Consider the following 14,380-nt stretch of genomic DNA (forward strand, 5'->3'; position numbering starts at 1 on the left):
TAATGGTTAAAGTGGGAGATGAACCTAGACAACTCCCTTAAGTCTCTTGGCATTGCTAACCCTAGCGGCACCGGCTGGTTAGCGGTTGTATTTACTTTTATTTTGGCTTGGTTTGTGACTTGGCGTTTAATTCCGGCAATACGTCAATTTGCCTTGCGGGTAGGTTGGGCAGACCAACCCAATGCCCGACGACTTAACCAAGAACCTTTACCTAATGCCGGAGGTTTGGCTATCTATGCCGGTGTTATTGCCGCTTTGGTGCTTGCTAGTCTCTTACGACCCATTGAACTCCAAGGGGTGTTAGCTCAGGTACTAACAATCCTTTTAGGAGGATCTATCTTAGTCCTTGTTGGTTTTATTGATGATCAATTTGGCTTACCTCCTTCTGTGCGTTTGTGGGCGCAGATGATCACGGCACTCTTGCTGGTGGCTAATGGCATTAGCATTAAAGTTACTTTTGGTACACCCATAGACTCGCTATTGTCGATGGCGTTGACAGTGTTGTGGGTAGTAGGTATTACCAATGCTATTAACCTGATGGATGGTATGGATGGTTTGGCGGGAGGAATTAGTTTTATTACCGCCATGAGTTTGTTAGGGGTTTCGGCTCAGTTTAATAATCGAGCCGCAGCCACCTTAGTTTTAGCCGCTTTGGCAGGTGCAGCACTGGGATTTTTGAGGCACAATTTCTATCCCTCACGGATCATTATGGGTGACGCGGGGGCATATTTTTTTGGCTACGTACTAGCAGCAACTAGCATTTTAGGAAAACTCCAACAAAACACCGTTTATGCTCTTGTACCCACGGTTTTATTTCTGATGTTGCCAGTATTAGATACCACTCAGGTTTTTGTACGGCGACTCCTAGCAGGAAAAAACCCCCTGAGTACTCCCGGTAAAGACCATTTACATCACCGTTTGTTGGCTTGGGGGTTATCCCAACGCCACGCAGCTTTGACTCTGTGGTCAATTACCTTGTTTTTTAATTTGCTGGCTATGAGAATACAAGGTATGAATTTAGCAGTTATGCTCACATCTGCCGCTAGTATTATTTTGCTTTTGGGTTTTACTATCTGGCAAAGAATTAGGAGTAATTCGTAATTACAGGAGTGAGGAGTTCGGAGGTAGGAGTCAGAAGTCAGGAGTCAGAAATCAGGAGGTAGAAAATCAATACAACTCGGTACTCGGTACTCAATACTCGGTACTCGAATTACATCACTATGCCCCCGTCTACATTAAATACTTGACCAGTGATGTAAGCTGCTGCGGGATCTGCTGCAAGAAAGCGCACCATACCCGCAATTTCTTCAGGTTGACCGTAGCGGCCGAGGGGGATGAATTGGAGAATATTTTCGGCTTTGATATCGCTGGTCATGTCGGTGGTGATAAAGCCAGGAGCGACGGCGTTAACGGTGATGCCACGGGAAGCAAGCTCTTTGGCAACTGTTTTGGTAAAACCGATCACACCTGCTTTGGCGGCGCTGTAGTTGGCTTGTCCTGGGTTGCCCATTTGTCCAGCAACAGAGGCGATATTAATAATTCGCCCAGAACGTTGTTTGAGCATAATTTTGCTAACAGCTTTTGTACATAAAAATACTCCAGTTAAATTCAGGTCTATAACTGCTTGCCAATCTTCTAATTTCATTCGTAACAGTAAGGTATCGCGGGTAATGCCTGCATTATTGACCAAAATATCGACACGCTTGAATTTTTCAATGGTGGTGTTAATGAGCGTGTCTACTTGATCTGGTTGAGAAACGTCGGCTTTGAGAGCAATCGCATCTCCCCCATTAGCGATAATTTCTGCGACTACTTCGTCTGCTGCTGCGCTAGAACTGGCATAGTTGACAACTAATTTAGCGCCTTGGGATGCTAATTGGAGTGCGATCGCTCTCCCAATCCCCCGTGATGCTCCTGTGACAATCGCAACTTGATCTTTTAATAGTGTCATTTAATTTTCCTCAATATCCAACAGACCCTTTATAAGTAAATCTTTAAAGGGTGTAATGACGCAACATGATCGGAGTCAAAAAAGTATAAATCGCAGCCTAAAATTTCCATTGTAGGCAACAACGCTCTCTGTTTGGATTACCGCGCTAATATTGAACTCATTGACCAAGCTAAAGTCCAAGCTAAGGTATTGAACATTTTGTTTTCATATCCGTTTTAGGTGCTGAGAGAGGATATGAAGATGCACCCATGTTCAAAGCAAAACGAGCCATAGCAAAGATATCTGCAAAGTAGTGGCTTAGATTACACTATTTTACGCCTAGCTGGACTAGCATCAAACTTGCTACCACTGGCAGAACGTTTTTAGGAACCTTTCGTAATTTGCTGGCTAATGAGTTTTTCTGTACATCATAAGAAACCGCAAATGTAGAAAGAATTTTTAACTTTCAATTGGAAACTTTGGAAAATTTTTTGCACCGTTATTTAGAAATTTAAATTAGGTAATTGGTGATTGGAAAGACTTCTACCCATTACCCATTAACCATTACCTATTACCCATTACCCATTACCAAAATCTATGAAATATTCCCTAGCTGCAAATGCTGCTCAAGCACGTCAAACAAAAGAGAGATTTGCTCAACCAGAAGAACAATTATCTTATGAATTGGGTAAAGCTGTACAAGAATTACCACCACTTTATACAAGATTATTAGCCGGAACAATCAGCATCATTATATTTGGAGCAATTTCCTGGGCGCATTTTTCCGAAATTGATGAAGTAGCTACAGCACCAGGAGAGTTAATTGCATCTACCCAAGTCAGACCAGTGACATCTTTGGGTAATGGTTCTATTTTAGCAGTAAAGGTGAAAGAGGGCGATCGCGTTACCAAAGATCAGATTTTAATTGAACGTGACCCTAATTTACAACAAACAGATGTGAATCGCTTGGCTAAAGCTAGTAAATTAATTGAGGAAGACTTACAACGTTTACAAGCAGAACGGACTGGGGGAAAAACTGCGGGAACAAAACTGCAAGATGAATTGTTAAACTCGCGTTTATCAGATTACAAAGCCAAACAAGCAGCCGCAGAAGCAGAAGCGCAACGTCAACTTTCTATTATCAATCAAGCAAAAGTCCGGTTGACTCGGTTACAAGAAAATTTAGCCAGCGCTCAAACCAGTGTTATTAATGCTCAAACTAATATAGTTAATGCTGAAAATATCCGTATTAAAGTTGAAAATAATTTAAGTATTGCTCAACAAAGAGAAAAAAATCTCAGCACTTTATTAAATCCCGGTGCAGTTCCCAGAGTAGATTATTTAGAAGCACAAGAAAGATTAAACCGTGCCAACACAGAAATTATTAGAAGTGCAGATGAAGTAACTAATGCCAAAAACAGATTAACAGAAGCAAAAGATAAAGTTTCATCTTTAGAAAAAGATATTGCTGCTCAACGTCAAGAAATTAAACAAGTTGAACAAGCTTATCAATCTGCACTTAATCAAGTTTTACGTTTATCCTCAGAACGTCAAAGTGAAATTTTAACGCTGATAAATAAACGCAAAGAAGAATTAACCAATATTGCTGGTCAACTAGAGCAAGCGAGAAAGCAAAAAGATGGAGAAACTATTAAAGCACCTGTAGCGGGGACAATTTATAAAATCAAAGCCACTAAAGGGCCGGTTCAATCTGGTGAAGAATTATTATCAATTGTCCCTGAAGGGGAAGAAATGCTATTAGAGGTAAAAGTTCTCAATCGTGATATTGGTTTTATTCGTCAGAACATGAAAGCAAAGGTGAAATTAGCAACTTTCCCTTTTCAAGAATTTGGAATTGTTGATGGCGAAGTTACACAAATTAGTCCCAATGCGGTAGTTGATAAGGATTTGGGATTAATTTTTCCGACTCAAATTAAGTTGAGCAAACATTCAATTAATTTCCGAGGACAAGATGTAGAATTTACACCAGGTATGACTGCAAATGCAGAAATTGTCACTAGAAAAAAATCAGTTTTGACGTTTATTGTTGAGCCAATTACACGCAGATTTAGTGAGGCTTTTTCTGTGAGATAAAAAACTTAAATTAAACTTTTGTAGAGAGGTTGTATTCAACGTCTCTTTTTTTGTTTTTGTTTGTTAAATTTATCCAATCCCTCAACTACAAGTCAAATACCTAAACATGAAAAATATTAAAATAGCAAAACCCATCGCTGCAAAAAACACACTACTAATTCCCCCAAAACCAAACGCAACACCCATCAACAAAGGACCCATAGTTTGTCCTAAACCAAAAAATGTCCCATTTACTGATACGACCGTTGCTAAATATTCTTTTGGTGCTAACTCCGCTAACAACGTTTGAATACTGGGAAAACCTATTCCTAAACCAATACCAAATATTGTTGTCGGGATTAACAATAACCAGATATTTGAGACAAAGGGAACAATTAACATTGCTAAAGCATACAAAAGATAAGATGCTTTAATCAAATTTGTTGGTTGATATCTTTTCGCTAATCTCCCTAACTGAGATGACGTAATTGTAATTGCTACAGACACACTTGAAAGTATTAAGCCAATAGTGGCAGGTGGTTCTTTAAATATATCACTAATTAATTGTGGTAAATAGGTAACATAAGCACCATAAAGAAGTACAAAATTAGACGCACTGGCAATAAATAAACCAAATAATTGTCGATTTTTGATTATTATTCCGGCATTGCTAAAATATTCTTTTAGGTTGCGATCACCTTTTGGCTCTGGATTTTGCAAAACAAATAACACCAGCAACCCTACAGGAATCGCTACCACAGGTAACATAAAGGGATAATACCACCCGATTGTTGCTAATGCACCACCAATTAACGGATAACTGGCAGTACCAACACTGCTAAAACTGGCATTATATCCCATTGCAGCAGCGCGTCTGTCTCCTTTATATAAATCACCAATTATAGTAATACTTAAAGATAATAAAGAAGCTGCACCAATTCCTTGCAATAAGCGTAAAAATAATAATAAATTAAAATCACGAGCAAAAGCACAAGCTGTACCAGCAATTCCAAATAAAAACAGAGAAGGGACAATAATTATTTTTCTACCCCATCTATCAGCTAATACTCCAATTACAGGCCCTAAAAACAAGGCAGGTAATGTAAATACTGTAATTAATAACCCTAAATTTTTGGGGTTGATATTTAAAGATTTAGCCAAATAAGGAAATGCTGGAGTCACACTAGAAACTCCAATTACAGCAATTAGCGTAACTATACAAATAATCTGAAAATTCAACTCTTGATAAACTGGTTTAAGGTCTTTTAATGGTTCTTTTTCTTCTGATGAAATCATAATTATGCACCTATGATATTTTTAATTAAAATCTTACATGATTTTAGTGGATAAATAACCTTATGTATTTGCTTTTAAAAACAAAATATAATCAACTATTTTTTGCTTGCTACTAAAAAGAGTAGTTTCATAATAAGTCAAACGATGATGTTCACCAGAATATAAAACAAAAGTAATCCAATATAACTGATTTTCAATTTGAATTTTTTTGCCAAACCTACTTTTAGGGGTAAAGGAAGAACTGCGCGAGTTAATTATTACTGTTTCAATTTCAGCTAGTGATAGTTCAATAACTCCCTGAGAAAATATATTTCTTTGTTTCAAACTAATTCGACCCAGGGTTGAATTGAAATTGCAAGTTAGTACTTCATAACAATTATCAAGGTCTAAAAATAAAATACTAATAAATGCACCCACTAACAAATAAAAGCAAAGTATTGTCCAGCCACCAAAAATAGAGGAAAGTATTCCTAAAGCAGGTGTAAAAGAATGATAAAGTATATCTTGCCGAGAAAATTCTTCAATTCTGTAAATTCTTTTTATTTTTGGCTGCATATTTATTTCTTTTTCTCTTCAAAAATATCATTTAGCTAGTAGAAAGAAAAATAAAATCCCCCTTCCGTACTTTAGACATTATAAAGGAAGAGGGATAAGGCTAGGATTTTTTGAAATTGAATAGAATGACACCTCAATTTAGTTCTGTTTTAAGCAGCAACTTTTTCTTCAAGAGGTTTAAAAGTCTTTTTGGTCGCACCGCAAATAGGACAACTCCAATCATCAGGAATTGCCGCAAAAGGTGTACCAGGTGCAATTCCTGAATCAGGATCACCAGTTACGGGATCATAAATCATGCTGCATTGTCTACAAATCCATTTCTGAGTTGCAGGATCTTCACCTGCTATTCTGGTTACAGCTTGTCCTCCGTTTAATACTTCTAAAGCTTCAGAGTAGCGATCTGCATGGTGATTTTCTATGAATTTCAGCAAACCAAAACGGTGTGCTGCGGTGCGGAATGTGTTGGCGTGTTCGCTAGATTCTTGTGCTTGTTTGAGAAATTCTTCAGCTGCGGGATGATCGCGATCGCTTTGAGCAGCAGCAGCAAAATCAGGATACATTGTAGTGTATTCGTAGGTTTCACCTTCAATTGCTAAAGACAAACAGCGAGAGATAATTTCTTTTTTTTGTTCTTCTGTTAAACTCGCTGCATCTTTAACAGCTAGTTCTGGATGCAATAACTCAAAATGAGCAAAAGCGTGTTCAGTTTCTTGATCTGCTGTTTCCTTAAAAAGTTTTGCTAAGTCTGAAAAACCTAGTTTACGCGCTACGTTAGCAAAAAACAGGTATTTGCGATTTGCCATCGATTCACCACCGAAGGCAGATTCTAAGTTTTGGAGTGTAGTAAAGTTTGACAAATCCATAATTGTTTGTACGTGTCGGCGAAGTGATATTTCATGGAAAAACAGACTTTCAAGCCAGGTTATATGAACCTATATCTAAAATACAGTAGCTGTCAGTAATCATTGGTCGCCATGGATTTAGGAATCATCAACCTGTACAGGAATAAATCTCTATACATGACTTTGTAACTAAATTTTGTGTTAAAGTTACCTGCAATATACTGTGTCTAGATAGATTTATACAACCTGTTCAGCCTCTCTATTAATGACCAGTTTTTACCTGTTCTAGACAATTATAAAACCTAAAACAGTTATTAGTTTATCCATTCTTAGCTAATATTTAGTAGGGTGTGTCAGATACCGAAAATTGGTAGATTTTTACTGAATGATCGAGTTTGATGCATTCTACAATCTTGCGTTAAGAGTCATACGCAGCTTTCGTGATTTTAGAGATCAATAGCTTGCCAAAAGAGATTAAATCTGCATTACTATTTGGTGAAAATGCGAATTGCAAATCCCGGATTTCTCACCACAATTCTCAAAGCCTTATAAAATCTAGATTCCGGTTTTTCACACTGCATCAAAAAATAACCTGTCAAAAATGCCCAAAACATATTTTGGGTAAGGATTATGGCGAATGCATTCACGGGACTTGTGAGAAATGCGGGAAATGTTTTGATCACTGCTACCAGTGATCAAATCAATGAAATATAGTTAAATAAACTCAGTAGTAACGGAGTTTAATATATCACGGGTAGCTAAATCAACTTCATTATATACTAGATACATAATTTTAGTAGACTAAAACAGTCATACTCAAAAAGTATATCTATGACAAAGACAGCCCTGATTACAGGCATTACAGGTCAAGACGGTTACTATCTCAGCCATTTGCTCCTCAACCAAAATTACCGAGTTGTGGGTTTGGTATCTCCACACCGACAAGCCAACTTGTCAAAACTGGGAGACTTGGCAGACAAGGTAGACATTTACACTGTTGATTCTAGAGATAGTGCGGCCTTATTAACGGCTGTCGAACAATTACAACCCCACGAAATTTACAATTTAGCCGCACCCAGCTTTGTTCCTGATTCTTGGCATGATCCTCTAGGAACACTGGATCTAATCACAGGTACTGCTACTAGATTGTTAGATGCAATTAGGCAAGTTGGTTTATCTACACGTTTTTATCAAGCTAGTAGTTCAGAAATGTTTGGGGATGTTGATGTTTCTCCTCAAGATGAAGAAACTACTTTTCGTCCTAAAAATCCCTATGCAGCCGCAAAATTACACGCTCACTGGACGATGGTACATCATCGGCAGCGTTATGGCTTATTTGCTTGTAGCGGTATTTTGTATAACCATGAATCTCCTCTGCGTCCTCCTCAGTTTGTCACACGCAAGGTTTCTTTAGCGGTAGCATCAATTAAATTGGGTTTAGCCGAAACTTTAGAAATGGGTAACTTGGATGCTAAACGTGATTGGGGTTTTGCTGGAGATCATGTTGAAGCAATGTGGCGAATGTTACAGGTAGATGAGCCGGAAGAATATGTGATTGGTACAGGTAAACTCCACAGTGTTAGAGAATTAATTGCCACAGCTTTTGATTGTGTGGGACTAGACTGGCAAAAATACGTAGTTACTAATAGCAATTTATTACGAGCGGATGAACATTTTCAACTTGTTGCTAACCCTAATAAAGCTAAAAATAATCTTGGCTGGGAACCTAAAGTTAGTTTTGAGCAACTGTTAGAGAGAATGGTGAATACTGATTTGGATAAATTGCAAAGTGGTAGAGTGTCACCACAAATATCCCAAAATGCTAATTAATGAAGTGATAGACAATCTCAAGCCTGGTGAAAAATTGAGTAATAAAGCCAATCATTTATTCGTATTTTTAGAAATTTTTGCCCTTGAAGGTGGGATTCAATCCTATATTAAAGACATTTTTCGTGCCTATTTGGGATTAGAACAAACCTGTAAAGCAGAAGTTTTTTTATTACGCGATAGTGATGATTGTGTAAATCCTTTTGCATCAGAAAATTTGAAATTTCATTATTTTAAAAGTGATTTGCCACAAATAGGGAGAGTCAAATTTACTTTAGCCTTGCTTCGCTATCTCTTGCAAAAAAGGCCGCAACACGTTTTTTGTGGTCATATTAAATTGGCGGTACTGATAAAAACTTTATGCCAACCTTTGGGGATTCCCTATACTGTACTAACTTATGGGAAGGAAGTCTGGGAACCGCTTAAAAATCAAGAACGAAGTGCTTTGGCTTCCTCTGCGGCCATTTGGACAATTAGCCGCTACAGTCGAGATTGTGCTTGTGCTGCTAATGATATTAATGCTGATCAGGTAAAGATGTTACCTTGTGCTATTGATGGGGATAAATTTACTCCTGGGATTAAAGCACCAGAATTAGTTGAGAAGTACGGTTTAAATAATGCCAAGGTGTTGATGACTGTAGCACGTTTGTGGTCTGGGGATATTTACAAGGGTGTAGATGTCACCATTAGAGCATTACCGCAAATTATGCAGGTGTTTCCAGAGGTAAAATATTTGGTAATTGGTCGTGGTGATGACCAACTGAGATTAGCGGAGTTGGCAAAAGAGCTAGGTGTGAGCGATCGCGTGATTTTTGCCGGTTTTGTCCCTACAGAAGCATTAATGTTACACTACCGTCTAGCAGATGCCTATGTTATGCCCTCTCAAGAAGGCTTTGGTATAGTTTATCTAGAAGCAATGGCTTGTGGTATACCAGTTTTATCTGGTGATAATGATGGCTCGGCTGACCCCTTACAAGATGGTAAACTAGGATGGCGAGTACCACACCGCAACCCCGATGCCGTAGCAGCAGCTTGTATAGAAATTCTCCAAGGTCAGGATCAACGTTGTGATGGTGAGTGGTTACGAGAACAGGCGATCGCAATTTTTGGTATAGAAGCCTTTCAACAACGCCTACAACAAATGCTTCTCTTCCCATCTCAACTAAACTCATGACCTCCATAACTAATGACTAAGATAGAGTGATAGTAAAACAAATTTGAGAAATGCGCCCTAATAACTTGCAATTGAATCTTGAAAAACTTCGTCCTTGGCTCACTTTATTAGCTATAACCTGGTTATTAGCATCATTAGGCTTGGGCTGGTTGGTTAATTCCCTGCTAATTATTTTTGGGCTGTTGTTAGTCACACCAGTTATCGCTTTTTTCGGATTTCGCTGGTGGCTACAACGCAATTTGGTTGCTGGCCAGTGTCCCGTCTGCGAATTTGAATTAACAGGTTTAAATAACAGCAAATTGCAGTGTCCAAATTGTGGAGAACAGCTATTAATCCAAAATAGTCAATTTAGCCGCTTCGCACCAGAAGGAACAATTGATATTACAGCCATTGAAGTCACAGCCAAATCACTAGAAGATTAAGATAATTCATAACGGTGTGAGTGCTGAGTACCGAGTAGTGAGTACCGAGTACCGAGTACCGAGTAGTGAGTACTTACTAGCATTCATCATTCTGCCTCCGAACTCCGAACTCCGTTCGCGTAGCGTCTCCGTTCGGCGAAGCCGTGCCGTAGGCATAGGAGAAACTCCGAACTCCTAATTCCGTTTTTGTGAAATTGAGAGGGCATAAGGATGCTGTTGTGGGGATAAATCACCTATATAGAGCAAATATTGCCCAGCCTGCCAGAAACCTGCAAGTTCTGGTTTATTATTTTCAGAGTAACTATCTGCCAATACACAAAATTTACCACCGGGACCATCAATGAATAGCGTCGGCTTTCCCTGACTCTCAACGGTTAATCGCAAATAAGGCAGTGATTCTTTAACTTGAATAACTTGACTTGGTTTAGTGGTAATATTCCCGCAGTTAGTTTTAACTGTTCCTCCTGACATACCATTGACAACCATCGGGTCTGTCTGGAGTTTGTTATTAACTTGAATGACTGGAGTTTGGGCCAAATTAGCTTGGTTAAATACCAAACACATTGCCAAAGTTGTAGAAACAAGAGTCAATAGTCTTAAAGTTTTCATTTTAGTTAATGCTCCCGACTGTGAATAGAGCAATATCTTTATATATATTCTGGGCTACTTGACGCAGATAAACCGATTTTGTTCCCAAATGTAATGTATAAATTTTTATTCCGAAATTTAACTATTTTGTGACTAAACATTAAAATATCCTGAAATGAAAAGGAAAAGGCAGAAAAATTTTACTGATACTCAAGCACTAATCATCTTGATCCCCTTCAATAATGGCTAGTCAATTTTTAGTAAACAGCAACCTCTAGCAACTCACGGGTAATAGATTATTTTCCCTACCTACAAAGGTGTTGCACACATAGATATTAGTTAAAATCACTAAGACAACCGCCAAATAAAGGATTTAGTTGGTTGTAAAACCAGAGTATCCTAGCTGAGGTAAAAAAAATCATGAGTCCTCAACCCGAAGAAGAGTTGCAACGTCGCCTCCAAAAACTAGAGGCTGAGATTAATTCATTTTCCCCAACCCAGCCTCAACCAGAGGGAGAAAAACAGACACCGATCGCTTGGTTTGCCAAATTAAACTTATATCTAGAGCGATCGCGCTTTTGGTTCCAAGGTTTATCGGGAATGAAAAAGCTGGCCGTTGGGGGAGCAGTGATGGTATTGGGATTATTGATGTTACAAACAGTGTTTAAACTCGTAACATCTGTAATCAGTCTGGCACTGTTAGCGGTATTAGTGTATCTTGGATACAAATTTTTTGTGTCTAATAGCTTTCAAAGTAAGCAATAGCCTATTTTAACCGCGCCGAGATTGGCGTAAACATAAAGTCAAAGGGAATTATATAATGGCGACCCCAACTGTCGGGACAAATATTCATCAATCTAGCCAGTCCAAAAAACCAGAAAAAACTCATTCCCTGCCCTTAGGAACAAGACGCTTGGCCGCTTGGGCAGTGGAAATCACATTAGTAGTTGCCAGCGGGTTAGTTCCCTTTGGGCTAGGCGTTTATGCCAATTCTCGCAGCGATCTCAACCGAGTACCTCTAAACCCGGTGTTGGTACTCACAGAAAGAGCGATCGCACGACCTCTAGCCCTACCCGTTAGTTATGGTATTCGTAACGTTGCCAGTCCGACTAATTTCTTGTGGACAATTGCCCTATTAGCACCAATCACCCTCTCATGGTGGCAATTGTATCTACTAGGTAAAACCGGCAGCACCATTCCCAAACGTTGGTTTGGTGTCCGGGTAATTAATGACGAAGGTACAGCCCCTGGTTTAGGCGCAGTTGTCGTCCGTGAAGGTCTAGGACGGTGGACAGCACCAGTTTCTATCGCCTATCTGCTGTGGCGCTATAGCTTTGCCTTTCCTAACTTAGGTTTATTCACATTTTTAGCTGTATTGATGGTGCTAGGAGAAGGAATGGGTTGGCCTTCGCAAAAGCGTCGTCGTTCCTTTCATGATCAGTTAGCAGGTACATACACAGTAGATGTTACAGATAGCAAAAAACGAGTCAAACCACCCGTAGACAATGCCAGCGAGCAACCCCAACCAGAAAATCAGCATGATCTCAATACATCCACTAACCAACCGACTCCAAAAGATTCAATCCGGCGTAGCCCCAATTTAATCTTGTTTTTGGTAGGGATAACAAGCATGATTGCTGTGTTATCAACTTTAGTCGGCACACAAATTTACATCCAAAGCCAAGAAAGCCTGCGGAAAACCCAGCAAATCAATAGCCAAAAATTTCTGGAACTTGTTAAACAACTTAGCCCTGATTCTGGTGTTACCAACGAAGAACGCCAGAGGTCAATTCTCGTTTTAGGCGGCATCAACGATACACAATCAATTAAATTTCTGGTAGATCTACTAGTTGAAGAAACTGACCCCAAAACCATAGATACTATTCAACAAGCCTTGGCAAATATCGGACCGAGTGCGATGCCAGAACTAAAACGCATGAATCAGTTTCTTGCAGGTGAAATGGAATCAGTCGCCACATTCCGAGAAATTCGGCAAAAGCAGTTAAACCTTAACCAGCAAGCAATAAACAAAATTCTTACTGTTTATAGCGGCAAAATTAATGGCATGGATTTGAGCAGCACCCAATTAGGTTCAAAAAGCTCTGAGGCAAATTCTTTATTCAACTTAGGACTAGACAATACTGATTTATCTGGAGTTATTTTCAAATCTGCCAACCTTAACCACGCTAGTTTGAAAGGTACTCGTTTCCGCAGTGTAGGCGAAGATGGACGTTGGGATACTTATGATGATGTCACCGCTGATTTGAGTAACGCTCATTTCCAACAAGCTGATCTCAGTAATGCTAACCTCAGTCGTGTATTGATGAACCGTAGCGACTTCAGCCGCGCCACCCTCAACAAAGCTAACTTATCAAATTCCCGTCTCGTGAGTGCTAACTTCAGCAGCGCTCAGTTAATAGGTAGCGATTTGCAAAAAGCAATCTTGGAAAATGCCAGTTTGACAGGGGCGGATATCAGTGATGCCAAATTAATGGAAGCTAATTTGTATGCTGCTCATTTAGGCCGAGTTTCTGCGATCGGTACACAGTTATCTTATGCCGATTTAACCAACACAGATTGGCAAGGAGCAGACTTATCTGAAGCATATTTAGATAATGCTAATCTTACCAATGCTAACTTGAGTGCTGCTCGTCTCTCCGGTGCTGTTTTGCGCTCTACCAATATGAAAAATGCCAACCTCAGAAATGCTGATTTAAGTCGCGCAGATTTACGAGGGGCAAATTTGAACGAAGCCGATTTTCAAGGAACTATTCTTTTCCCTGCTAAACAAGATCCCACAGATCAATTTGTACAAACATCTGATCTTGGTTCACAAGCCGCTGTAGTCCAAGGAGTTGATTTTACCGAAGCCAAAAATTTAGATGCCAAACAACTGGCTTTTATTTGTACTAAAGGTGGCATTCATCCCCGCTGTCCATAGTTTGTCAGACAATTTTAGATTTTAGATTTTAGATTTTGGATTGACTCCACGGATAAATCCGATGGCTTGTAGCATCCAGAAATCATTAGTCAAATCAGAAATAACCTATAAAAGGGAGCAGATGATGCAGGGAAAGTAATTTTTCCACTCACTGTTCCCTTTTCGCTATTAGCTATTCAGAGTAATATAGACAACATAGTTATTGATATGGTGTCAGGAGTGGGGATAATGAAACATTTTAAATATTTAGTTTCAATTTTAGGTACTGGTGCGGTTTTGAGTCTATCTATAAATACCCAACCAGTAAAAGCTCAAGTAGCTTATGGTAGCTATGTTGGTATTGGCCCAACAGTAGGATTAAGTGATGGTACTCAAATTGGTGGGGTGTTGGCTTTCCGCTACAAGTTACTAGAAACACCTGTATCTTTCCGCGCTCAAGCTTTAATTGGTCAAGGAACAGCAATAGTACCTACTGTTTCTTATGATGTCCCTTTGAATTGGCAAACAGATGCTTATTTAGGTGCTGGAATGGTATTGACAAGTGGGAATGAAGCTTCTCCTGTGGGTAATAAAATTAGTTTTGCTTTGCAACCGGGAATTGATTACGTTGTTCCTAATAGCAATACAGTGATTTTTGGTAATGCAATTATTGCTTTTGATGCCTACCGCAATGGTGGAGGTACTGCTTTATCTTTACAAGGTGGGGTGGGTTTGAGATTTTAAATAATAAAA

General features: G+C 39.2%; 14 protein-coding genes and 1 pseudogene. 9 read left to right on the top strand and 6 right to left on the bottom strand.

Features of this window, described 5'->3' with window-relative positions:
- Positions 1 to 18 precede the first annotated feature (18 nt).
- Positions 19 to 1,101, top strand: a complete 1,083-nt coding sequence (locus AC012T_RS02730) for an MraY family glycosyltransferase (RefSeq protein WP_487062861.1) — start codon at positions 19 to 21, stop codon at positions 1,099 to 1,101.
- A gap of 109 nt (positions 1,102 to 1,210) precedes the next feature.
- Here AC012T_RS02730 and fabG read toward each other — a convergent pair whose 3' ends face one another.
- On the bottom strand, positions 1,211 to 1,951 hold the full coding sequence (gene fabG, locus AC012T_RS02735) for a 3-oxoacyl-[acyl-carrier-protein] reductase (RefSeq protein ID WP_487062863.1): 741 nt from the start codon (positions 1,949 to 1,951) through the stop codon (positions 1,211 to 1,213).
- A gap of 120 nt (positions 1,952 to 2,071) precedes the next feature.
- Here fabG and AC012T_RS02740 point away from each other — a divergent pair.
- Both AC012T_RS02740 and AC012T_RS02745 read left to right on the top strand, forming a co-directional pair.
- Positions 2,072 to 2,445, top strand: a pseudogene (locus AC012T_RS02740) (NAD(P)H-binding protein); the annotation flags it as partial.
- 82 nt (positions 2,446 to 2,527) lie between these two features.
- Positions 2,528 to 4,024 carry a beta-barrel domain-containing protein gene (locus AC012T_RS02745; protein WP_487062865.1) on the top strand — a complete coding sequence of 499 codons (1,497 nt, stop codon included), beginning with the start codon at positions 2,528 to 2,530 and terminating at the stop codon, positions 4,022 to 4,024.
- Between the two features lie 81 nt (positions 4,025 to 4,105).
- On the opposite strand, the gene AC012T_RS02750 is transcribed toward AC012T_RS02745, so the two are convergent.
- The 3 genes from AC012T_RS02750 to AC012T_RS02760 form a co-directional block, all read right to left on the bottom strand.
- Positions 4,106 to 5,299, bottom strand: coding sequence for an MFS transporter (locus tag AC012T_RS02750; RefSeq protein WP_487062867.1), 1,194 nt, complete (start codon positions 5,297 to 5,299; stop codon positions 4,106 to 4,108).
- 60 nt (positions 5,300 to 5,359) lie between these two features.
- Positions 5,360 to 5,854 (bottom strand): hypothetical protein, encoded by a 495-nt coding sequence (locus AC012T_RS02755; RefSeq protein ID WP_487062869.1) that lies wholly within the window; start codon positions 5,852 to 5,854, stop codon positions 5,360 to 5,362.
- Positions 5,855 to 6,003: 149 nt separating this feature from the next.
- A complete protein-coding gene (locus AC012T_RS02760) occupies positions 6,004 to 6,717 on the bottom strand; it encodes a rubrerythrin family protein (RefSeq protein WP_487062871.1) in 714 nt (237 codons plus the stop codon).
- Positions 6,718 to 7,527: 810 nt separating this feature from the next.
- Here AC012T_RS02760 and AC012T_RS02765 point away from each other — a divergent pair.
- From AC012T_RS02765 to AC012T_RS02775, 3 genes are read left to right on the top strand one after another with little or no spacing between them, the layout of a single operon-like run.
- Complete coding sequence (locus AC012T_RS02765) at positions 7,528 to 8,526, top strand: GDP-mannose 4,6-dehydratase (RefSeq protein WP_487062873.1); 999 nt, start codon at positions 7,528 to 7,530, stop codon at positions 8,524 to 8,526.
- Positions 8,516 to 9,697, top strand: a complete 1,182-nt coding sequence (locus tag AC012T_RS02770) for a glycosyltransferase (protein WP_487062875.1) — start codon at positions 8,516 to 8,518, stop codon at positions 9,695 to 9,697. The genes AC012T_RS02765 and AC012T_RS02770 overlap by 11 nt, the downstream gene beginning before the upstream one ends.
- A gap of 50 nt (positions 9,698 to 9,747) precedes the next feature.
- Positions 9,748 to 10,119 carry a hypothetical protein gene (locus AC012T_RS02775; RefSeq protein ID WP_487062877.1) on the top strand — a complete coding sequence of 124 codons (372 nt, stop codon included), beginning with the start codon at positions 9,748 to 9,750 and terminating at the stop codon, positions 10,117 to 10,119.
- A 6-nt stretch (positions 10,120 to 10,125) separates the two neighbouring features.
- On the opposite strand, the gene AC012T_RS02780 is transcribed toward AC012T_RS02775, so the two are convergent.
- Entirely contained in the window at positions 10,126 to 10,275 is a 150-nt protein-coding gene (locus AC012T_RS02780) for a hypothetical protein (RefSeq protein WP_487062879.1), read from the bottom strand.
- 18 nt (positions 10,276 to 10,293) lie between these two features.
- Positions 10,294 to 10,728: a hypothetical protein gene (locus AC012T_RS02785; protein WP_487062881.1), complete on the bottom strand. Its 435-nt coding sequence runs from the start codon at positions 10,726 to 10,728 to the stop codon at positions 10,294 to 10,296.
- A gap of 399 nt (positions 10,729 to 11,127) precedes the next feature.
- Between AC012T_RS02785 and AC012T_RS02790 the strand changes: the two genes are divergently transcribed.
- The 3 genes from AC012T_RS02790 (at position 11,128) to AC012T_RS02800 (ending at position 14,371) form a co-directional block, all read left to right on the top strand.
- Complete coding sequence (locus AC012T_RS02790) at positions 11,128 to 11,472, top strand: hypothetical protein (protein WP_487062883.1); 345 nt, start codon at positions 11,128 to 11,130, stop codon at positions 11,470 to 11,472.
- A 55-nt stretch (positions 11,473 to 11,527) separates the two neighbouring features.
- A complete protein-coding gene (locus tag AC012T_RS02795) occupies positions 11,528 to 13,648 on the top strand; it encodes a pentapeptide repeat-containing protein (RefSeq protein ID WP_487062885.1) in 2,121 nt (706 codons plus the stop codon).
- A gap of 228 nt (positions 13,649 to 13,876) precedes the next feature.
- Positions 13,877 to 14,371, top strand: a complete 495-nt coding sequence (locus AC012T_RS02800) for a hypothetical protein (protein WP_487062887.1) — start codon at positions 13,877 to 13,879, stop codon at positions 14,369 to 14,371.
- The last annotated feature ends 9 nt before the right edge of the window (positions 14,372 to 14,380 follow it).

Source organism: Anabaena sp. EIM26 (assembly GCF_057568715.1).